Origin of the sequence: Nocardioides sp. S5 (assembly GCF_017310035.1) — a bacterium.
GTDB lineage: Bacteria > Actinomycetota > Actinomycetes > Propionibacteriales > Nocardioidaceae > Nocardioides.
Genome location: NZ_CP022296.1, coordinates 33,449 through 53,145 on the forward strand (window position 1 = coordinate 33,449; position 19,697 = coordinate 53,145).

20 protein-coding genes are annotated in these 19,697 nt (G+C 71.8%); 13 read left to right on the top strand and 7 right to left on the bottom strand.

Annotated features, from left to right (window positions below; translation table 11 throughout):
• Positions 1-25 precede the first annotated feature (25 nt).
• From CFI00_RS00175 to CFI00_RS00185, 3 genes are read left to right on the top strand one after another with little or no spacing between them, the layout of a single operon-like run.
• The gene (locus CFI00_RS00175) at positions 26-667 is read left to right on the top strand and encodes a nitroreductase family protein (RefSeq protein WP_207083348.1); all 642 of its coding nucleotides are present in this window, start codon (positions 26-28) and stop codon (positions 665-667) included.
• Positions 664-1,116 carry a hypothetical protein gene (locus tag CFI00_RS00180; RefSeq protein WP_207083349.1) on the top strand — a complete coding sequence of 151 codons (453 nt, stop codon included), beginning with the start codon at positions 664-666 and terminating at the stop codon, positions 1,114-1,116. The genes CFI00_RS00175 and CFI00_RS00180 overlap by 4 nt, the downstream gene beginning before the upstream one ends.
• A gap of 44 nt (positions 1,117-1,160) precedes the next feature.
• Positions 1,161-1,637 (top strand): glutathione peroxidase, encoded by a 477-nt coding sequence (locus tag CFI00_RS00185; RefSeq protein WP_207083350.1) that lies wholly within the window; start codon positions 1,161-1,163, stop codon positions 1,635-1,637.
• A gap of 4 nt (positions 1,638-1,641) precedes the next feature.
• Here the strand turns inward: CFI00_RS00185 and CFI00_RS00190 are convergent, their stop codons facing one another.
• The 5 genes from CFI00_RS00190 to CFI00_RS00210 all read right to left on the bottom strand — a co-directional run bounded on the left by CFI00_RS00190 (position 1,642) and on the right by CFI00_RS00210 (position 4,726).
• The gene (locus CFI00_RS00190) at positions 1,642-2,904 is read right to left on the bottom strand and encodes a glutathionylspermidine synthase family protein (RefSeq protein WP_207083351.1); all 1,263 of its coding nucleotides are present in this window, start codon (positions 2,902-2,904) and stop codon (positions 1,642-1,644) included.
• Entirely contained in the window at positions 2,904-3,362 is a 459-nt protein-coding gene (locus CFI00_RS00195; protein ID WP_207083352.1) for a DUF350 domain-containing protein, read from the bottom strand. Before CFI00_RS00195 ends, CFI00_RS00190 begins: the two co-directional genes overlap by 1 nt.
• 52 nt (positions 3,363-3,414) lie before the next feature.
• Complete coding sequence (locus CFI00_RS00200; protein WP_242532607.1) at positions 3,415-3,801, bottom strand: hypothetical protein; 387 nt, start codon at positions 3,799-3,801, stop codon at positions 3,415-3,417.
• Positions 3,798-4,370 carry a potassium channel family protein gene (locus CFI00_RS23775; RefSeq protein ID WP_207083353.1) on the bottom strand — a complete coding sequence of 191 codons (573 nt, stop codon included), beginning with the start codon at positions 4,368-4,370 and terminating at the stop codon, positions 3,798-3,800. The genes CFI00_RS00200 and CFI00_RS23775 overlap by 4 nt, the downstream gene beginning before the upstream one ends.
• A 77-nt stretch (positions 4,371-4,447) precedes the next feature.
• On the bottom strand, positions 4,448-4,726 hold the full coding sequence (locus CFI00_RS00210; protein WP_207083354.1) for a GNAT family N-acetyltransferase: 279 nt from the start codon (positions 4,724-4,726) through the stop codon (positions 4,448-4,450).
• Between the two features lie 60 nt (positions 4,727-4,786).
• On the opposite strand from CFI00_RS00210, the gene CFI00_RS00215 reads away from it, so the two are divergent.
• Positions 4,787-6,166 carry an NAD-dependent malic enzyme gene (locus CFI00_RS00215; RefSeq protein WP_207083355.1) on the top strand — a complete coding sequence of 460 codons (1,380 nt, stop codon included), beginning with the start codon at positions 4,787-4,789 and terminating at the stop codon, positions 6,164-6,166.
• Between the two features lie 37 nt (positions 6,167-6,203).
• Here the strand turns inward: CFI00_RS00215 and CFI00_RS00220 are convergent, their stop codons facing one another.
• Complete coding sequence (locus CFI00_RS00220) at positions 6,204-8,330, bottom strand: MMPL family transporter (protein WP_242532608.1); 2,127 nt, start codon at positions 8,328-8,330, stop codon at positions 6,204-6,206.
• Between the two features lie 149 nt (positions 8,331-8,479).
• Here CFI00_RS00220 and CFI00_RS00225 point away from each other — a divergent pair, with 149 nt between their 5' ends.
• Complete coding sequence (locus CFI00_RS00225) at positions 8,480-8,965, top strand: MarR family transcriptional regulator (protein ID WP_242532609.1); 486 nt, start codon at positions 8,480-8,482, stop codon at positions 8,963-8,965.
• An 8-nt stretch (positions 8,966-8,973) separates the two neighbouring features.
• Here CFI00_RS00225 and ppgK read toward each other — a convergent pair whose 3' ends face one another.
• The gene (gene ppgK, locus CFI00_RS00230; RefSeq protein WP_207083356.1) at positions 8,974-9,729 is read right to left on the bottom strand and encodes a polyphosphate--glucose phosphotransferase; all 756 of its coding nucleotides are present in this window, start codon (positions 9,727-9,729) and stop codon (positions 8,974-8,976) included.
• A 152-nt stretch (positions 9,730-9,881) separates the two neighbouring features.
• On the opposite strand from ppgK, the gene CFI00_RS23780 reads away from it, so the two are divergent.
• From CFI00_RS23780 to CFI00_RS00270, 8 genes are all read left to right on the top strand, one after another.
• Positions 9,882-11,357 carry a fatty acid desaturase gene (locus tag CFI00_RS23780; protein ID WP_207083357.1) on the top strand — a complete coding sequence of 492 codons (1,476 nt, stop codon included), beginning with the start codon at positions 9,882-9,884 and terminating at the stop codon, positions 11,355-11,357.
• 47 nt (positions 11,358-11,404) lie between these two features.
• Entirely contained in the window at positions 11,405-11,968 is a 564-nt protein-coding gene (locus tag CFI00_RS00240; protein WP_207083358.1) for a TetR/AcrR family transcriptional regulator, read from the top strand.
• Positions 11,969-11,984: 16 nt separating this feature from the next.
• A complete protein-coding gene (locus CFI00_RS00245) occupies positions 11,985-13,379 on the top strand; it encodes an MFS transporter (RefSeq protein ID WP_207083359.1) in 1,395 nt (464 codons plus the stop codon).
• 10 nt (positions 13,380-13,389) lie between these two features.
• Positions 13,390-14,610, top strand: coding sequence for a M15 family metallopeptidase (locus CFI00_RS00250; RefSeq protein ID WP_207083360.1), 1,221 nt, complete (start codon positions 13,390-13,392; stop codon positions 14,608-14,610).
• A gap of 131 nt (positions 14,611-14,741) precedes the next feature.
• Positions 14,742-15,719 carry an NADPH:quinone oxidoreductase family protein gene (locus CFI00_RS00255; RefSeq protein WP_207083361.1) on the top strand — a complete coding sequence of 326 codons (978 nt, stop codon included), beginning with the start codon at positions 14,742-14,744 and terminating at the stop codon, positions 15,717-15,719.
• Between the two features lie 48 nt (positions 15,720-15,767).
• On the top strand, positions 15,768-17,714 hold the full coding sequence (locus CFI00_RS00260) for a M13-type metalloendopeptidase (protein ID WP_277988337.1): 1,947 nt from the start codon (positions 15,768-15,770) through the stop codon (positions 17,712-17,714).
• Between the two features lie 22 nt (positions 17,715-17,736).
• Positions 17,737-18,543: a 2-phosphosulfolactate phosphatase gene (locus CFI00_RS00265; RefSeq protein WP_207083362.1), complete on the top strand. Its 807-nt coding sequence runs from the start codon at positions 17,737-17,739 to the stop codon at positions 18,541-18,543.
• A 98-nt stretch (positions 18,544-18,641) separates the two neighbouring features.
• Positions 18,642-19,655 carry an SGNH/GDSL hydrolase family protein gene (locus tag CFI00_RS00270; RefSeq protein ID WP_207083363.1) on the top strand — a complete coding sequence of 338 codons (1,014 nt, stop codon included), beginning with the start codon at positions 18,642-18,644 and terminating at the stop codon, positions 19,653-19,655.
• Positions 19,656-19,697: the final 42 nt, after the last annotated feature.

The window sequence follows — 19,697 nt, forward strand, 5'->3', positions numbered from 1 at the left end:
TGTCTCCGCCGGACATACTCGGCGCATGAGCGATGACCCGCGAGCGCCCCAGCCCGGCGCCCAGCACCTCGCCGAGCCGCTGCGCTCGCGCTGGAGCCCGAGCGTGTACGACGCCGCGCACCGGTTGGGCGACGACGAGATCGAGACCCTCCTGCACGCGGCTCAGTGGGCGCCGAGCGCGGGCAACAGCCAGCCCTGGTTGTTCTTCGTGTGCGTGCCGGGCACCGCCAACCACGACCGGCTGGTCGCGACGCTGAGCCGCGGCAACTCCGGGTGGGTCCCGCGGGCCTCGGTCGTCTTCGTCACCGCGGCGCACGTCCGCTCCGGCGCCGAGGCCGATGCGCCAGCATTCAGCGATTACGCGCTCTACGACGTCGGCCAGGCCGCCGCACACCTCACCCTCCAGGCACGCGCGATGGGGCTGCACGCCCACCAGTTCGCCGGCTTCGACCACGACGCCCTGGCCGACGCGCTCGGCGTACCTCCCTCCCACCAGCTCCTCACCGGCATCGCCGTCGGCGTGCCGGGCGACGCAGGCGAGGTCGACGAGCGCACGGCCGCCCGCGACCACCGCGACCGCACGCGCAGACCGCTGGCGGAGTGGGCCTTCACCGGACGCTTCGGCGAGCCCTTCGACGCCCCACCGGTGGCAGGCTCCGGGACATGACCGCACCCGGGCGTCGCGTGGTCGCGTGGGCGGTCCTCGTCGGTGGGCTGGTGGCGGCCGCCACCGGAACCACCGGTTGTGCGGTGGGCTGCGGCGACGAGTCGGCCAGTGACGTGCTGGAGGTCCAGCTGGACGGGTCGACCGTGGGTGACGACCACGAGGTGCGGATCGAGGTGTGCCAGGACGACGTGTGCGAGGAGGTCACCGCCCCCGCGACCCAGTACGTCGTCGACGTCGCGCTCTCCGACCTCGACGTCGACCTCGACGAGCCCGGCGAGCCCGGCGAGCCCGGTGAGCCCGGTGAGCCCGGTGGGGTGGTGGTCGAGGTGGTGGACGGAGCCGGTCGCACGATCGGCACCACCCGCGCCACCCTCGACCTCAGGGCTGTGAGCGACGGTCCGGGCTGCCCGACCACCCGCGAGCAGGAGATCAGCGTCACCGCCTCCTGACGGACCCGGCCGGCCGGTTGGCGACGGTTTGGCAGACTCGTGGCATGACTTCTCTCTCCGACTTCTCGGCGCCTGCCATCGACGGCACGGACACGGACCTCTCGCAGTACGACGGCAAGGTCGTCCTGGTCGTGAACACCGCCTCCCAGTGCGGCTTCACCGGCCAGTACAAGGGCCTCCAGCAGCTCCAGGACACCTACGCCGACCAGGGCCTGGTCGTGCTCGGCTTCCCGTGCGACCAGTTCGGCAACCAGGAGCCCGGGAGCGAGGCGGAGATCTCGGACTTCTGCGAGAAGAACTTCGGCGTGACGTTCCCGCTGTTCTCCAAGGTCGACGTCAACGGCGACGACGCGCACCCGCTCTTCGACTGGCTCAAGGACTCCAAGGGCGGCATGCTCGGCTCGAAGATCAAGTGGAACTTCACCAAGTTCCTCATCGGCCGCGACGGTCAGGTCATCGACCGCTTCGCGCCCACCACGGAGCCCGAGAAGCTCAGCAAGGACATCGAGAAGGCGCTGTGAGGCGTCAGAGCGTGGGGGCGTCGGGGCCCACGCGCTCGGCGAGCCACGCCGCGACCTGGGCCTCGGTCGGCGCCAGCCCGTCGGAGATGACGTGCGGGGCGACGCGGGAGAAGTAGTCGGTGACCATGTTGTCCGACTCCCGCACCAGCATCCCGGCGGCTTCGCCGTCCACGATCCACGAGCCCAGCACGACGCGGTTGCCCTCGAAGCTCGGCAGCTCGGTGTAGCCCTGGTAGACCCAGCCCTCGGCGCCGTAGCCGCCGGGCATCACCACGTCCTCGATCATGTCGTCGAGGTGGATGCGGATGTTGTCGCCCTCGCGCCCGTGCAGCGGCTTGGCGACCCAGCGCTCGAGGTCGCGCGGCCCGTCGAAGTACGCCGGCAGCAGCAGGCGGTGGCGCGGGAAGAGCTCCCACAGCACCGGCAGCAGCGCCTTGGTGCTGAGCAGCACCTTCCACGCCGGCTCGATCCACCGGGTGGGCCGCGCCTCGGCCCGGTCGACGATGAAACGGCCGAACGGCTCGGCGAGCATCTCCTCCCAGGCGTAGAGCTTGAAGGCGTTGCGCAGCGGCTCGTCGTGGACGTCGCGGTACTCGCGCGCGTCGGGGTTCCAGCCGACCTCTGCCACCGGGTGCGCCAGGGCGAGCCAGCCGGCCTGGACGGCGGTGTCCATGAGGTAGTGGCAGGTCATCTCCATCTCGCCGCCGTCGTAGGAGTCCTCATCGCCCAGGTCGTAGAGGAAGTGCATCCGGTCGCCGTCGAAGCGCCCCGAGCGGCGCAGCGTGCGCCAGCCGTCGACGAGGCGGTCGTGGACGGAGTTCCACTGGTCCATCTCCGGCATCACGTCCTCCATCCAGTTCCACTGGACGATGCCGGTCTCCACGAGGCCGGTGGGGGTGTCGCCGTTGATCTCGAGCATCTTGATGGAGCCGTCGGCGCCGTAGGCGAGGTCGAAGCGGGCGTAGAGCGCGGGGTCGCCGGCCTCGATGGAGCGGCGTACGACGTCGAGCGAGCCGGGCGGGAGGCCGAGCCGCTCGTCGGTCATCGTCGTGGCCATGTGGGTGACGGCCTGCAGGCACATCGCCCACAGCTCCTCGGTGGCGGCCTCGAGGGCCTCCACCTCCTCCATGGTGACCTCGTACCAGGCGTCCTCGTTCCAGTAGGGGAGCTCGCTGCCGTCGGGCATCTTCGTCACGGGGAAGACGAGTCCCTGCTCGACGACCTTCTCCCGCCAGCCCTCACGGGCCTTCGAGCGGTGGCGCCACATCAGGCGATGCTGGCGCAGACGATGGCGCCGACCGACAGCGCGACCGCCGCGGCGACGTAGGCCAGGGGACGGACCGGGCCGGGGTCGGTCACGATGCGGCGCAGGTCGCCCGGGGTGATCACCTCGACGGCGAAGAACATCACCGTGTTGAGCAGGATGCCGAGTGCGCCGAAGGAGACCGTCCAGCCCAGCGCCCAGCCCAGCGACGTCTCGCCGTTGGTCCAGATCGCGGTGAAGAGGACGGCGGCGTTGGAGACCAGCCACGCCGAGGTGACGACGCCGGCCGAGCGCGAGTGCGCGTGGACCGACTCGTTGCCGTTCTCGTCGACGCCGCGCAGGTGCGTGCCGAGGTGGCCGGGCGTGGCGAGGTCGAGGACGTAGTAGGCCGCGACGAGCATGATCCCGCCGACGGCGGCGTAGGCGACGGCGTGGAGCAGGGCGTTGAGCAGGTCGGTCACGGGGTCTCCTGGGAGGCGGGCGTGGAAGGTCGGGACGAGGACGGGCCGCTGGTCAGCCGAAGCCGCGCGAGCTGCCGCCGAAGCCGCCCTTGGTGGTGCTGGACCTGACGCTGGAGCCGCCGGTCGTCGGCAGGCCCCCGCGCTGGACGGTGCCGTTGAGGGTGCTGCCGTTGAACGTGCCACCCGACGTCGTCTGTCCGATCGCCGGCACGCGGGAGCTGGCACCGAGGTAGTACCAGAAGAAGCCGGACCCGGTGCCGTTGTAGTCGGAGTCGTCGTCGCACTGGTCGTCGTCGACGCGCTCCTCGGTCTCCGGGTCGACGCACACGGCGGCGTAGTCGGCGCTCGAGGAGCAGCCGGTGAGGCTGGAGGCCATCAGCGCGGTGATGCCGAGCGAGATGCTGGTCGAGCGCATGCGGCGGCGTACGGGTGTGGTCATCGGGTCCCTCCCGGGTCCGGGTCCTGCGGGAACTTGGGCCGGAACATCTCGAGCATCTGCTCGGCCACGTCGGTGGTGGCGGCGTCGGCCGCCTCGTGCTCCGCGAGCCGCTCGTCGAGCCACTCGCGTCCGTGCTGGGCCTCCAGTGAGGCGAGGGTGAGGTGCTCGAGGCGGTCGATGCGCTCGTGGACGTCCTCGAGCACGGTCGCCACGGCGAGCGACTCCTTGTCGAAGACGAGGTTCGCGATGACGTGACCGATCGCGATCGGCACCAGCACGAGCATCGAGACGATGAGCAGGGCGCCCACGGCGCGGCCGGTGGTGGAGGCGGGGTAGAAGTCGCCGTAGCCGACGGTGGAGCCGGTCACGATGCCCCACCACAGTCCCTCGACCGGGCCCTTGCCCTCCAGCGCCGCGTAGGTCAACGAGCAGCCGACCCAGATCGCCACGATGGCCAGCACCAGCACGTGTGGAGCGTTGACGAGGGCCTGGAGGGGTCGGGTGAGGAACCCCAGCCGACGTGCGACGACCGCGTCGGCCTCGTCGACCTCTGCGGACAGCTCCGACATGTGCTTCCCCCGTTCCCCGGCGTCCTGGCGGGACTATAGGGCTTCCCCGTGGCGTGCCGTCGAAACGTCGCTGCGGCTCAGCGCACCAGGTCGGCGTAGTCCGGGTGCTTGTCGACGTACGCCGCGACGTAGGCGCACGACGGCACGACGCGCAGTCCCCGGGAGCGGGCGTCGTCGAGCGCGCCGCGGGCCAGGCGGGCGGCGTAGCCCTGGCCGCCGAAGGCCTCGGGGACCTCCGTGTGCACGAGGGTGATGACGTCGCCGGCGAGGCGGTAGTCGATGAGGCCGACCAGCTCGTCACCGGCACGCAGCTCGTAGCGGCTGCGGTCGGGGGCGTCGGCGAACACTGTGTCCACAAGGCGAGCGTAGCCCCAGGTGACTTGTGCGTAACCCCGGCGGAGGTGGAAGGTCAGCGCATGGCAGCAACCGCGTCGTCGTACTCGATCACTATGCGGTTGTACACCGCTCCCGACCACCACGTCGTCGGGACCGTCGCCACGTCGATCGCCAAGGGCGGTGGGGTGGTCACCGCGATCGACGTCACCGACTCGCGCCACGACCGGCTCGTGGTCGACGTGACCTGCTCGGCGGCCGACGCCGACCACTCCCTCGAGCTCGTCGCCGCAGTGGACGCGGTCGAGGGGGTCACCGTCCACAAGGTCAGCGACCGGACGTTCCTGCTCCACCTCGGCGGCAAGATCGAGGTCTCGTCCAAGGTGCCGCTGCGCACCCGCGACGACCTGTCGATGGCCTACACGCCTGGGGTCGGGCGCGTGTCGATGGCGATCCACGACAACCCCGAGGACGTCCGCAAGCTCACCATCAAGGGCAACTCCGTCGCCGTGGTCACCGACGGCTCCGCCGTCCTCGGCCTCGGCAACATCGGCCCCGGCGCCGCGCTGCCGGTGATGGAGGGCAAGGCCGCGCTCTTCAAGCGCTTCGCCGGGATCGACGCGTGGCCGATCTGCCTCGCCACCCAGGACACCGACGAGATCGTGCGCGCGGTCGAGATGATCGCCCCCGGCTTCGGCGGCATCAACCTCGAGGACATCGCCGCGCCGCGCTGCTTCGAGATCGAGGCGCGCCTGCGCAAGTCGCTCGACATCCCGGTCTTCCACGACGACCAGCACGGCACCGCGATCGTGGTGCTGGCGGCGCTGACCAACGCGTTGCGGTGCGTGGAGAAGCAGCTCGCCGACGTGCGGATCGTGGTGTCGGGCGCCGGTGCCGCAGGCACCGCCATCGTCACCCTGCTCCTCGCCGCGGGCGCGCACGACGTCGTCGTCGTGGACCGCGAGGGCGCCCTGGCCCAGGGCGACGAGTCGCTGTCGGCAGCCCACGGCGAGCTCGCCGCCGCGACCAACCCGCGCCGCGCGACCGGCTCCCTGCAGGACGTGCTGGTCGGTGCCGACGTGTTCGTCGGCGTCTCCGCCCCCGGCATCCTCGAGGCCGAGTGGATCCCGACCATGGCCGAGTCGCCGGTCGTCTTCGCCCTCGCCAACCCCGACCCGGAGATCGACCCGGCCGAGGCCGACAAGTACGCCGCCGTCGTGGCGTCGGGGCGCTCGGACTACCCCAACCAGATCAACAACGTGCTCGCCTTCCCGGGAGTCTTCCGCGGCCTGCTCGACGCCAGCGCCCACGAGGTCACCGTCGACATGCTCCTGCGCGCCGCCCAGGCGATCGCCGACACCGTCAGCGAGGAGGAGCTCCACGCCGCCTTCATCATCCCGAGCGTGTTCCACCCCGACGTGACCAAGCGGGTGGCTGCCGCGATCAGCGGTCGCGAGGGCTGAGGCGGGGCAGCGGCGGTCCTCACCGCCGCCCCTGCGCTCAGCTCTCCGCCGGCGCCGTCGGCCCTGTCACCTTCCGGGGCCACCAGAACTTCTCGCCCAGCGTGAGCGCGAGTGCCGGCACCAGCACCGTGCGTACGACGAGCGTGTCGAGCAGCACTCCGACGAAGATGATCGCGCCGAGCTGGGCCAGCACCACCAGCGGCAGCACGCCGAGGACGGCGAACACCGCGGCGAGCAGGATGCCGGCGCTGGTGATCACGCCGCCGGTGGCGGTCAGGGCGCGCAGCATGCCCTGGCGGGTGCCGTGCTCGCGCGCCTCCTCCCGGGCCCGGGTGACGAGGAAGATGTTGTAGTCGACACCGAGCGCGACGAGGAACAGGAACGCCAGCAGGGGCACGCCGGTGTCCATCGCCTCGAAGCCGAAGACGCCCTGGAACAGCCACCACGAGGCGCCCATCGCGGCGGCGTACGTCGCCAGGACGGTCGCGACGAGCAGCAGCGGTGCCACGATCGAGCGCAGCAGCAGGAGCAGCGCGCCCAGCACCAGCAGCAGGATCAGCGGCAGGATGAGGAGCCGGTCGCTGGCCGCGTACTCCTTGGCGTCGAGCGCCTCGGCGTCGCCGCCGCCGACGTGGGTCGTGTCGAAGTCGGCCACGGCGGCGCGGACGTCGAGCACCACGTCACGGGCCTCGTCGCTGCCGGGTGCCGCGTCGGGCACGGCGTCGATGCGGGCGATGCCGTCCCCGGTGGTCGTGATCCGCGCGGAGTCGACACCGTCGACGTCCTCGACCGCGCCGAGGACCTGCTCGGGGGTGTCACGGGTGAGGACCTGGACCGGGTCGCTGGTTCCGGCGGGGAAGGACTCGCCGAGCCGCTCCGCTGCCGAGATGGCCTCGGGGCGCTGGAGGAACTGGTCGGCCGGGTCGAGACCCGTCGTGATGGAGGTCGTGCCGATCGCGAGCAGGGCGAGGGCGGCGACCGTCCCGACGACGAAGGTGCGCGGACGCTTGGCCACGGCGTCGCCGACGCGGCGCCACACGCCGCGGGAGTCGACCAGCACCGCGTCGCCGACGCGAGGCACCTTGGGCCAGAAGACCCAGCGGCCGAAGAGCACCAGCGCGGCCGGCAGCACGACGAGGGCGAAGGTCGCGGCGATCACGACACCGACCGCGCAGGCGAGGCCGAGGCCGCGGGTCGTCGGGATCGCGGAGAGCAGGAGCGTGAGCAGGCCGAGCACGACGGTGGTGGAGCTCGAGATGACCGCCTCGGTGGTGCGGGCCAGGGCGTGCGCCATCGCCTCGTGGCGCGAGTCGGTGGTCTTGAGCTCGTCGCGGTAGCGCGAGATCAGCAGCAGTGCGTAGTCGGTGCCGGCACCGAACACCAGCACGCTCAGGATGCCCACCGTCGACTCGTCCCAGGCCACGCCCGTCACCTCGAGGACGTTGGTGGCGACGATGGCGGCGAAGCGGTCGGCGATGCCGACAACGGCCAGCGGGACCAGCCACAGCACCGGGCTGCGGTAGGTGATGATGAGCAGGATCGCCACGATGCCGGCGGTCGCGAGCAGCAGGCGGAAGTCGGCGCCGTCGAAGACCTGGCCGATGTCGGCCTGGATGCCGGCCGGGCCGGTCACCTCGACCGTGACCCCGTCGGGGGCGTCGTCGCGCAGGTCCTCGCGGAGCTTCTCGACGCGGTCGATGTTGTCGGTCGCCGACGTCGAGGTGACGGGCACGGCGACGAACGCGGCGGTGCCGTCCTCGGCCACGACGACCGGCGACTGCGGCGCGCCCCCGCTGTCCGGCGTACCGGGCGGGGGTCCGCCCTGCTCACCCTGGGGGGCGCCCTGGCCGCCCGCCTGCGAGAGCAGCGCGACGGCCTGCTCGGCGAGCTCGCCCTGGACGGCCTGGTCGAGCTCGCCGGAGTCGGCGGTCCACAGCACGATGGCGACCTGGCCCTCGTCCTCCGGGAGTCGGTCGGCCAGCTCGACGGCAAGGGTGCTGTCCGCGCCGGCGGGGAGGGTGTCGGTGGCGGAGCCCTCGCGGTCGCCCTCGGGCACCATCGCGATGACCGCGAGCGCCATCAGGAGCGGGATCAGGGCGACGACCCAGGCCAGGCGCCGGCCTGCGATGGCCCGGGCCAGGGCGGGGGTTCGGTGTGCGGACACGATGCTCCTCGGGAGGCGAAGGTCGGGCGTACGTCGCTAGTCGCGATGATTGCTAACCAAGTTACTTATCAAGTTAGCGGTACAACGTCTAGACTCGCAACTACGGCGCCTACCCCGGCGCCGGACCGACAGACGCAGTGAGGACAGGCGTGAGCGACCAGCAGGACGCACCCGAGGCCCCGCCGTGGGTGGCGCGCGGCCAGGAGCGCCAGCAGCCGCCGACGCTGCTCGCCCTGCGCGACCTCGTCGCCGCCGGGAGCCGGGTCAACCACACGGTCGCGCGGCGGGCCGGCCTGAGCGGGACCGAGCTGGTCACCCTCGAGCACCTGAGCCGCGAGCAGATCGGGCCCGCCGAGGTGGCGCGACGGCTCGAGGTCTCCACGGCTGCCGCCACGGGCATCGTCGACCGGCTGGTCTCGCGGGGGCACGTCGAGCGGCGACCGCACGAGGTCGACCGCAGGCGCACCGACCTGCACATCACCGACTCGGGCCGCAGCGAGATCGTCGGGCACCTGATGCCGATGTTCAGCGCGCTCCACCGTCACGACGCCTCCTTCACCGAGGAGGAGAAGGCGGTCGTCGAGCGCTATCTGCGCGGCGCTGCCGCGGCGTTCGAGGAGATCCTGGAGGGCTGATCCGGACCTCAGTCCGGGAAGCCCGCCTTGCGCTGGGCCACCAGGGCGGCGCCGACGATGCCGGCGCGGTTCTGCAGGCTGGCGGGGATGATCTCGGTCTCGATCTCGATGAGGTGGCCGAACTTCTCCCACGACTTGCTCACGCCGCCGCCGACGACGAAGAGGTCGGGGCTGAAGAGCCGCTCGACGTGGCGGAAGTAGCGCGTCAGCCGCTGGGACCAGTCCTGCCACGACAGGCCCTCGCGCTCGCGCGCGCTCGTCGCGGTGGTGACCTCGGCGACGGCGCCGTCGAGCTCGAGGTGGCCGAGCTCGGTGTTGGGGACCAGCTCGCCGTCCCAGATCATCGCCGAGCCGATGCCGGTGCCGAGCGTGATGACGAGGACCTGCCCGCGGCGTCCGCGCGCGGCGCCGTACTCCGACTCGGCGAGGCCGGCGGCGTCGGCGTCGTTGACGACGTGGACCTCACGGCCCAGTGCCTCGGTGAAGATCGCGTCGGCGTCCTCGCCGACCCAGGACTTGTCGATGTTGGCCGCGGAGTGGACGAACCCGTGGCGCACGATGCCCGGGACGGTCACGCCGACCGGGCTGCTCGAGGCGGGGAAGCTGCCGACGATGGCACGGAAGACCTCGGCCACGGCGTCGGGCGTGGCGGGGCGCGGGGTGTCGATGCGGACGCGGTCGTGCACGAAGTCGCCGCGCTCGAGGTCGACGGGTGCTCCCTTGATGCCAGTGCCGCCGAAGTCGATGCCGAAGGGGTGCTCCATGGGCACCAACCTATCGCCCGGGCCGGGCGGGTGTGACGCGGGCAACACCGGACGAGACGTCGCCCGGCAAGCGATTGACAAAAGTCAGGCTCTTGTCAACGCGGTTTACAGATCGTATGGTCATGTAAACCCCACGGCAGGAGGTCAGGCAGATGGCTGGATATCCCACCCGACTCGCTCCCAGCGGCACGGTGCCCGACGGCACCACGGAGCTCTGGAAGGACCAGAAGCGCTACCTGTGGCTGATCGGCCTCGTGGTGCCGAGCCTGGCCTTCGTCGCCTTCGGCGGCTACGTCGCCACCGGCTGGAGCGTCTGGTTCTGGATCGGCCCGATCGTGATCCTCGGGATCGTGCCGGCGATCGACCTGGTCGCCGGCCTCGACCGCTCCAACCCGCCGGACGACGTGATCGAGGCGCTGGAGCAGGACCGCTACTACCGCTGGATCACCTACCTCTTCCTGCCCGTCCAGTACGCCGGCTTCCTCGGCGCGATGGCCCTCGTCGGTGGGTGGGACGTGTTCGGCGTGCTGGCCGACCAGCCCCTCACCCTGCTCGACAAGGTCGGCCTGGCGATCTCGATCGGGTGCATCGGCGGCATCGGCATCAACACCGCCCACGAGCTCGGCCACAAGAAGGAGGCCAACGAGCGGTGGCTGTCCAAGATCGCGCTCGCGCAGGTCTTCTACGGCCACTTCTACATCGAGCACAACCGCGGCCACCACGTCCGGGTCGCCACCCCCGAGGACCCCGCGAGCGCCCGGCTGGGCGAGAGCTTCTACCAGTTCTGGCCGCGCACGGTCGGCGGGTCGCTGAAGTCCGCCTGGCGCCTGGAGAAGCGGCGCCTGTCGCGGCGCAAGCAGAGCCCGTGGCGCCTCGACAACGACGTGCTCAACGCGTGGCTGATGTCGCTGGTGCTGTGGGCGGGCGTCGTCGCGGCCTTCGGCATCGAGGTCGCTCCCTTCCTCCTCATCCAGGCGGTCGTCGGCTTCTCGCTCCTCGAGGTCGTCAACTTCATGGAGCACTACGGGATGCTGCGACAGAAGGTCGGCGAGGGTGAGCGCCAGCGCTACGAGCGCGTGCTGCCCAGCCACAGCTGGAACTCCAACAACATCGCGACCAACGTGCTGCTCTACCACCTCCAGCGCCACAGCGACCACCACGCGAACCCGACCCGGCGCTACCAGACGCTGCGCGACTTCGAGGAGAGCCCGACCCTGCCCACGGGCTACGCCGGGATGATCGTGCTGGCCATCGTGCCGGCGATCTGGCGGCGCGTGATGGACCAGCGGGTCGTCGACCACTTCGGCGGCGACGTGTCGCTGGCCAACATCAGCCCGCGCAAGCGGGAGGTGTACCTGAAGAGGTACGCAGCGCAGCAGGCGGCGGGCCTCGAGGCTCGCTCCGCTCACACCTCGACCGGCGAGGGCGAGGTGGTGGTCCGGGAGGTGCTGGCCGCGCGGTGTCCCGGCTGCGAGTACGTCTACGAGGTGGCCGCGGGCGACGAGCACGAGGGCTTCGCCGCGGGCACGGCCTGGGCCGACATCCCCGTGGACTGGTGCTGCCCGGACTGTGGCGTGCGCGAGAAGGTCGACTTCGTCCCGTGCGAGCCCGAGCGGTCGGTGGCCTGAGCAGCGCGGCTCAGCGCCCGGGGAGGCGGCCTCCTAGACTCGTGGCCATGCCCGAGACGACCCGCGACCGGATCGTCTCCGCGGCCGTGGCGATGACCACCTCGTCGGGCTGGGCCTCGGTGACGATGGCCCGCCTCGCCCAGGAGGCCGGGGTGAGCCGGCAGACGGTCTACAACGAGGTCGGGTCCAAGCCGGCGCTTGCCGAGACGATGATCCTCGAGGAGCTCGCCCGCTTCCTGCGGGTGGTCGAGGAGGCCTTCGACGCCGAGCCGGACGACCTGACCCGCGCGATCGAGCGCGCGGTGTGCGACGTGCTCACCTACGCCCGGGCCAACCCGCTCCTGCACGCCGTCGTCAGCGCCACCCACGGCGCCGACACCGAGCTGCTGCCGCTGCTGACGACGAACGCCGGATCCCTCCTCGGTGTCGCCAAGGACGTCATCAGCGCCCGCGTGGTGCCGTACGCCCCCGGGATCGACCCGGCCCACCTCGACCCGGCCATCGACATGGTCGTGCGCGTGGTGCTCAGCCACGTGATGCAGCCGTCCGGCTCGCCGGAGCAGACGGGTGCCGACATCGCCTGGGTGTCCGCGCAGGTGCTCGGCACCTGAGTCCTACGCTGGCTGCGTGAGCGCCGTCGCGTGGGGTACGCCGAGCGCGCGGGGCATCGTCGCCGCGGCGACCCTCGGGTCGGGGCTGACCCTGCTCGACGGCACGGTCGTCAACGTCGCGCTGCGCACGATGGGTGAGGACCTCGACGCCTCGCTGTCGCAGCTGCAGTGGATCACCAACGGCTACCTGCTCTCGTTGGCCTCGCTCATCCTGCTCGGCGGCTCGCTGGGCGACCGGCTCGGCCGGCGCCGCGTCTTCCTCGTCGGCACGGTCTGGTTCGCGCTGGCCTCGCTGCTGTGCGGCCTCGCCCCGACCGCCGAGGTGCTGGTCCTGGCGCGGGTGCTGCAGGGGATCGGCGGCGCGCTGCTCACCCCCGGCAGCCTGGCGATGATCCAGGGCGCCTTCCGCGCCGAGGACCGGAGCCGCGCGATCGGCGCCTGGTCGGGGCTCGGCGGCATCGCGGCCGCCCTCGGCCCGCTCGTCGGCGGTCTGCTGGTCGACCACGCGTCGTGGCGGTGGATCTTCCTCATCAACCTGCCGCTCGCGGCGCTCACGGTGTGGCTGGCGCTGCGGTGGGTGCCGGAGACCCGCGACCCGCGCGCGCACGGCCGCTTCGACCTCCCGGGAGCGGTGCTCGCCTCGCTCGCGCTCGCCGGGACCACCTGGGCGCTCACCGACGCCGGGGGAGCGGTGACGCCGTGGGCCGCGGCGCTCGGGCTGGTCGCGGCGGTGGCGTTCGTGGTCGTGGAGCGCCGGACCCGCGAGCCGATGGTCCCGCTGGGGCTCTTCGCCGACCGGACCTTCAGCGCCGCGAACCTCATGACCCTCCTCGTCTACGCCGCCCTCGGCGCGATCCTGTTCTTCCTCGTGCTCCAGCTCCAGACCGTCGGGGGCTACGGCGCCCTCGCGGCCGGGCTGGCGACGCTGCCGATCACCGCCTGCATGCTCTTCCTCGCCGCCCGCGGTGGCGCGCTCGGCGAGCGGATCGGGCCGCGCATCCCGATGACCTTCGGCCCGCTCGTGATGGCCGCCGGCACGCTCTGGCTGCTGGTGGTCGGGCCCGACGTGGTGTGGTGGCGCGACGTCGCTCCGGGCCTCACCGTCTTCGGCCTCGGTCTGGCGCTGATGGTCGCGCCGCTGACCGCGACCGTCCTCGCCGCGGCGCCCGACGAGGTGGCCGGCGTGGCCAGCGGGATCAACAACGCGGTCGCCCGCGCGGGGTCCCTGCTCGCGGTCGCCGCGCTGCCGATGGCCGTCGGCCTCGCCGGCGACGACTACCGCGACCCGGCGCGCCTCGACACGGCGTACGGCTCGGCGATGGTCGCCTGCGCGGTGCTGCTCGTGGTGGGGGGCGTGGTCTCGTGGTTCACCATTCCCGCTCGGGTCCGCACTCCTGCCCCTGCCGCCTAAGGTCTGTGGCATGTGTCGAGGACGGGGACTGCGGGGCGGCGCGGCAGCGGCCGCGCTGGTCCTGCTGCTCGGCGCCTGCAGCGAGGCCGGGAGCACCGGCGGACGGGCACCGGCGCCCGCCTCCCCCTCCGAGCCGTCGACCGCGCCCCCGGCCACGCCGGCCGTCCCGGTCGCCGACCCCGAGCACGCCGTCGAGCCTCCCGGGGAGCGTGACGGCCGGCTGTGGAGCGCCGACATCCTCGTGCAGTGGGACCAGCCGCTCGACGACGACCTGGTCAAGAAGATCGAGAAGCTCAGAGGCGTCGCCCACACCGAGCGGATCGGCCTCGGCCAGGTCAGCCTGGAGAACCGCGTGCTGACCGTGGCGTCGGTGGATCCGGCCGACTACCGCCACTTCACCCGCGCCGAGGTGGCGGACTTCCAGGAGGCCTGGGACCGGGTGGCGGGTGGCGAGCTGGCGATCGACCGCGCGGTGGCGCGACGGCTCGCGGACGCCGACGGGATGATCCGCCTCGGCAACGAGGACGAGGCCCCGACGCTGCACGTGGGGGCGTACACCCCCCAGATCCCGACGATCGACATGGTGGTCAACACCGCGTGGGCCGAGGACATCGAGATGGCCACGAACAACGGCCTGCTGATCTCGACCGACGACATCACCCCCGCCACCATCCGCAAGCCGCTCGAGCGGCTGGTCGGCGAGGACGTGTCGGTCCAGATGCTCGACGTGGCGTCTCGGATCGGCCTCGACCCCGACGCCAGGCTCACCGCGATCCCGACCGGCGGCACGCTGGGCAGCGTCGTCGGCACTTACCGCTACCGCGTGGCGGGCGGCGGCCGGATCGACCCCGACCCCGGGTGGGTGGCGGCCAACATCCGCACCGAGGTGGTGCCGATCCTCGGCAGCGTCACCTGCCACAAGGACCTCTTCCCGCAGCTGCGCGCCGCGCTGCTGGAGGTGCAGCAGCGCGGGCTGGCCGACGAGATCAACCCGGGGGAGTACGCCGGGTGCTACTACCCGCGCTTCATCGCGAACACCACGACCCTGTCCAACCACTCCTTCGGCCTGGCCCTGGACCTAAACGTGCCCGGCAACCTGCGCGGCACCGTCGGCGAGATCGACCGTGACGTGGTGGCGATCTTCAAGACGTGGGGCTTCGCGTGGGGCGGGGACTGGCGCTTCACCGACCCGATGCACTTCGAGCTCAGCGAGGTCAAGGCCGTCGGCTGAGCTTGTGCGGTCGCTGTGGTGCGGTTGCCGCACCAGGACGACCGCACTGTCGTTGCGATCACCGGGTAGCCGGGGATCCCGACCGGCCCACCGCAACCGCCCCCGAACCACAGCCCCCTAGGCTCGCCCCCATGAAGGCAGTCCAGGTCGTCACCACCACCGGTCCCGCCGACATCGTCATCCGCGACGTCGACCCGCCGACCCCGGAGCCCCACGACGTGCTCGTCGAGGTGCACAGCGTCGGCGTGGCCTTCCCCGACCTGCTGCTGAGCCGCGGGGAGTACCAGTTCAAGCCCGAGCCGCCCTTCACCCTCGGCGTCGACTTCGCCGGCGTCGTCCTCGACCCCGGCTCGCCGGAGTCGAGCGGGTTCACCGTCGGCCAGCGGGTCGCGGGCGTGAACCTCCACGGCGGGGCGGGCGAGCAGGTCGCCAACCCGGCGATCTTCACCTTCGCGCTGCCCGACGCGTTGTCGTACGACGAGGGCGCGGCGCTGCCGATGAACTACCTCACCGCCCTCTTCGCGCTCGAGGAGCGCGGGAGCCTGCGCGAGGGCGAGACGGTCCTCGTCCACGGTGCGGCCGGCGGCGTCGGCACCGCCACCCTCCAGGTCGCCAAGGGCCTCGGCGCCCGCACCATCGCCGTCGTGAGCACCGAGGAGAAGGCCGCCTTCGCGCGCGCCGCGGGTGCCGACGAGGTCGTCGTCGGCCCGGACTTCAAGGACGCGGTCAAGGAGCTGACTCGGGGCCTGGGTGTCGACGTGGTCCTCGACGTCGTCGGCGGCCCCGCCTTCACCGACTCGCTGCGCTGCCTCGCCGAGCAGGGCCGGGTGCTGGTGGTGGGCTTCGCCGCCGGGCAGGGCATCCCCGAGGTCAAGGTCAACCGGCTGCTCCTGGGCAACACCGACGTCCGCGGCGTCGGCTGGGGGGCGTACGCCATGACGCGCCCGGGCTACATGCAGCAGCAGTGGCACCGCCTCGAGCCGATGATCGCCTCGGGTGTGGTGCGGCCGCCGATCGGAGCGACGTACGAGCTCGGCGACTTCGGGCGCGCGCTCGTCGACATGGACGAGCGCCGGACCCTCGGCAAGTCGGTCGTACGGGTGCGCTGACGCCCCGGCTGCGTCCCGGGCTGGGGGCGCGAGGTTAGGGTCGGACGCGTGACGATCCTCGATGACGCCCGCGAGGGCATGAACCCCGACATCCGCCCCCAGGACGACCTCTTCGGCCACGTCAACGGGCGCTGGCTGGACGAGACCGAGATCCCCTCGGACAAGTCGAGCTGGGGTGCGTTCATCGCGCTGGCCGACGCCGCCGAGCAGCAGGTCCGCGACATCATCACCGAGCTCGCCGACCGTCCCGCCGACCAGCTCTCCAGTGACGAGGAGACCAAGATCGCGGCCCTCTACGCCTCCTTCATGGACACCGAGCGGATCGAGGCGCTCGGCCTCGAGCCGGTGCGCGACCTGCTCGACCGCGCCCGCGCGATCGGCGACCTGACCGCCCTCGCCGACTTCCTCGGCATGTTCGAGCGCACCGGCGGACCCGGGCTGTTCGGCTCCTACATCACGCCCGATCGCGTCGACGCCTCGCGCAACATCGTCTACCTCGCCCAGGGCGGACTCGGGCTGCCCGACGAGTCCTACTACCGCGACGAGAAGTTCGCCGAGATCCGCGCGACCTACGAGAAGTACCTCACCACCCTCCTCACCCTCAGCGAGCACGAGGACCCGGCCGGCGCGGCCGCCCGCGTGCTGGCGTACGAGACCCGGCTCGCCGAGGGCCACTGGGAGGCCGCCGCCACCCGCGACGTGCAGAAGACGACCAACCACCTCTCGCTGGAGCAGCTGCGCGAGCTGTGCCCGGCGTTCGAGTGGTCGACCTACGTCGCGGCCCTCGGTGGCAGCGACGAGACGCTGCGCACCACGATCGTGATGCAGCCCGACTTCTTCTCGCACCTGTCCACGGTGCTGGAGGAGACGCCGATCGAGACCTGGCGCGACATCCTGCACGTCCGCATCGTCCGCAGCTCCGCGCCCTACCTGCCCGAGCCGTTCGTCGAGGCCAACTTCGACTTCTACGGCCGCACCCTCAACGGCACCCCCGAGCTGCGCGCGCGCTGGAAGCGCGGCGTGGACTTCGTCGAGGGCGCGATCGGCGAGGCCGTCGGCAAGGTCTACGTCTCGCGGCACTTCCCGCCCACGTCGAAGCAGATGATGGACGAGCTGGTCGCCAACCTCGTCACCGCCTACCGCCGCTCGATCGAGACGCTCGACTGGATGGGCGAGGACACCAAGCAGAAGGCGTACGACAAGCTGGACCGCTTCTACCCCAAGATCGGCTACCCGACGGAGTTCCGCGACTACTCCGAGCTGGAGATCTCCGCCGACGACCTGATGGGCAACGTCGCCTCGGCCTCGGCCTTCGAGACCGACCGCCAGCTCGAGAAGGTCGGCCAGCCCGTCGACCGCGACGAGTGGCTGATGCTCCCGCAGACCGTCAACGCCTACTACCACCCCGGCACCAACGAGATCTGCTTCCCGGCCGCGATCCTCCAGCCCCCGTTCTTCAGCCCCGACGCCACGGACGCGGAGAACTACGGCGGCATCGGCGCGGTCATCGGCCACGAGATCGGCCACGGCTTCGACGACCAGGGCGCGCAGTACGACGGCGACGGCAACCTGCACGACTGGTGGACCGCCGACGACAAGTCAGCGTTCGAGGCCAAGTCGCAGGCCCTCATCGCGCAGTACGACGCCTTCGAGCCCCGCAACCTGCCCGGCGAGCACGTCAACGGCAGCCTCACCGTCGGCGAGAACATCGGCGACCTCGGCGGCCTCACGATCGCGCACAAGGCGTACGTCATCAGCCAGGGCGGCGACGCCTCGGTCGAGGACCGGCGCTCGCTCTTCCTCAACTGGAGCCACGTGTGGCGCACCAAGCGCCGCAAGGAGCAGGAGCTGCAGTACCTCACCATCGACCCGCACAGCCCGGCCGAGTTCCGCGCGAACATCGTGCGCAACCTCGACGAGTTCCACGAGGTGTTCGAGACCGAGCCCGGCGACGGACTGTGGCTCGAGCCGGGGTCGCGCGTCCGGATCTGGTGACCGCCTCGGGTTGAATGAGCCCGTGACGATCCCCGGACACGACCAGTCCAGCTATCGCCTGCGCCTCGAGTGGGGGCCGACCGGCGCCGAGGCCGTGCGTGCCGACTACGCCGTCGTCGTCGACGTGCTGTCCTTCACGACCACGCTGAGCGTCGCGGTCGAGCGCGGCATCGAGGTCTTCCCGTTCCGCTGGCGCGACGCCCGGGCGGCCGAGCACGCCATGCGCCACGCCGCCACGCTGGCTGTCGGGAGGTTCGAGGCGCTCTCGCGCGGCGACGCGCGCCACGTCTCGCTCTCGCCGGCCAGCCTCGCCGAGGTCGAGGGGGTCGAGCGCCTCGTGCTGCCCTCGCCGAACGGGTCGAGCATCGCCTTCGCGCTCGCCGACGCCGGGTCGAGCGTGGTCGGGGCGTGCCTGCGCAACGCGGGCGCCGTCGCCCGGTGGCTGGCACCGCGGGTGGCCGACGGCGCCAGCGTGGTCGTCGTACCGGCGGGGGAGCGGTGGTACGACGACACGCTGCGCCCGGCGGCCGAGGACCTGTGGGGCGCGGGCGCGGTCCTCGACGCGCTTCTCGACGCACCGGGGGTCGACGCCGCGGCCAGCCCCGAGGCACGGATGGCCGTCGCCGCGTGGCGTGCGGTGGACCTCCCGGGCGACCTGCTCGACTGCGCCGGCGGCCGCGAGCTGCGCGAGGCGGGCTTCGTGGCCGACGTGGAGATCGCCGCGCAGCACGACGTCAGCGAGGTGGTCCCGGTGCTGGTCGGCGAGTCGTTCCGCGACGCCGCCACCCTGCCGCCCGGCGGTCCGCGGCTGCGTCGCGTCGGGTCGTGAGGAAAACCTGACCGTTCGGTCTGGTGGCGGAGGCCCCGCAGTGCCTACTGTGAGCGCGGTCACACTCGGGTGGCCACGATCTCGGAGGACTCACACAGATGAAGCGCACGACTCGACGGCTGGCAATGCTGGGCTCGGCCCTCGCCGGGCTGCTCACCCCGCTCCTTCTCCAGCCGGTCCAGGCCGCCGCGCCGGCCTACGTCGCCCTCGGCGACTCCTACGCCTCGGGCACCGGCACCCGCTCCTACATCAGCGACGGCACCAGCTGCCAGCGCTCCACCTCGGCCTACCCGAGCCTGATCGCCGCCGCACGCGGCTACGCGCTCAACTTCCGCGCCTGCTCCGGTGCGACCATCCCCGACGTCATCAACACCCAGCTCGCGGCCCTGACGTCGGCCACGAACTACGTGTCGCTCTCGGTCGGCGGCAACGACGCCGGCTTCGCCAGCGTGCTCACCACCTGCGCCCAGCCCTGGTGGACGAGCAACTGCGACGGCGCGATCAACAGCGCCCAGTCCTTCATCAACAACACCCTGCCCTCGCGGCTGACGACCCTCTACTCCCAGATCCGCAGTCGCTCGCCGTACGCCAAGGTCGTGGTCGTGGGCTACCCGCGGATCTTCAACGGCGAGGACTGCAACGCCTTCACCTGGTTCTCCCCGGCGGAGCAGTCGCGGCTCAACCAGACCGCCGACCTGCTCAACAGCCGCCTCGCCTCGGCGGCCTCGGCGGCCGGCTTCTCCTTCGCCAACCCGACCAGCCGCTTCGTCGGCCACGCGGTCTGCGCCGACGACGAGTGGATCAACGGGTTGTCCAGCCCGATCAGCGAGAGCTACCACCCCAAGGCCAACGGCCACGCAGGCGGCTACACGCCCTCCGTCAGCCCGCTGCTCACCGGCGCCGCCGTCGCCGTGACCGCCCAGGTCGTCGCCGAGTCCTCCGCCTCGGCGGACGAGCAGGCGGCGATCCAGAGCCGGTACGCCGACGCCGACCGCGCCATCGAGCCGGAGACCTTCGTGGCCCCCGACCTCACCACCCCCGAGGCACGTCGCGACGCCCGTCGGGCCGGGGTCGACATCGAGAAGTTCCTGGAGCGCAGCGCGCGTCGCTGATCGCTCGACCCCCGGTAGTCCACCGGGAAGTGGCTGCCGGCC

Coding starts and splice junctions, on each gene's coding strand:
- CFI00_RS00200 (WP_242532607.1), bottom strand. CDS start 3,801: ATGACCACACCCGTACGCCGCCGCATGCGCTCGACCAGCATCTCGCTC.
- CFI00_RS23775 (WP_207083353.1), bottom strand. CDS start 4,370: ATGTCGGAGCTGTCCGCAGAGGTCGACGAGGCCGACGCGGTCGTCGCA.
- CFI00_RS00270 (WP_207083363.1), top strand. CDS start 18,642: ATGAAGCGCACGACTCGACGGCTGGCAATGCTGGGCTCGGCCCTCGCC.
- CFI00_RS00255 (WP_207083361.1), top strand. CDS start 14,742: ATGAAGGCAGTCCAGGTCGTCACCACCACCGGTCCCGCCGACATCGTC.
- CFI00_RS00180 (WP_207083349.1), top strand. CDS start 664: ATGACCGCACCCGGGCGTCGCGTGGTCGCGTGGGCGGTCCTCGTCGGT.
- CFI00_RS00215 (WP_207083355.1), top strand. CDS start 4,787: ATGGCAGCAACCGCGTCGTCGTACTCGATCACTATGCGGTTGTACACC.
- CFI00_RS00250 (WP_207083360.1), top strand. CDS start 13,390: ATGTGTCGAGGACGGGGACTGCGGGGCGGCGCGGCAGCGGCCGCGCTG.
- CFI00_RS00240 (WP_207083358.1), top strand. CDS start 11,405: ATGCCCGAGACGACCCGCGACCGGATCGTCTCCGCGGCCGTGGCGATG.
- CFI00_RS00185 (WP_207083350.1), top strand. CDS start 1,161: ATGACTTCTCTCTCCGACTTCTCGGCGCCTGCCATCGACGGCACGGAC.
- ppgK (WP_207083356.1), bottom strand. CDS start 9,729: ATGGAGCACCCCTTCGGCATCGACTTCGGCGGCACTGGCATCAAGGGA.
- CFI00_RS23780 (WP_207083357.1), top strand. CDS start 9,882: ATGGCTGGATATCCCACCCGACTCGCTCCCAGCGGCACGGTGCCCGAC.
- CFI00_RS00175 (WP_207083348.1), top strand. CDS start 26: ATGAGCGATGACCCGCGAGCGCCCCAGCCCGGCGCCCAGCACCTCGCC.
- CFI00_RS00190 (WP_207083351.1), bottom strand. CDS start 2,904: ATGTGGCGCCACCGCTCGAAGGCCCGTGAGGGCTGGCGGGAGAAGGTC.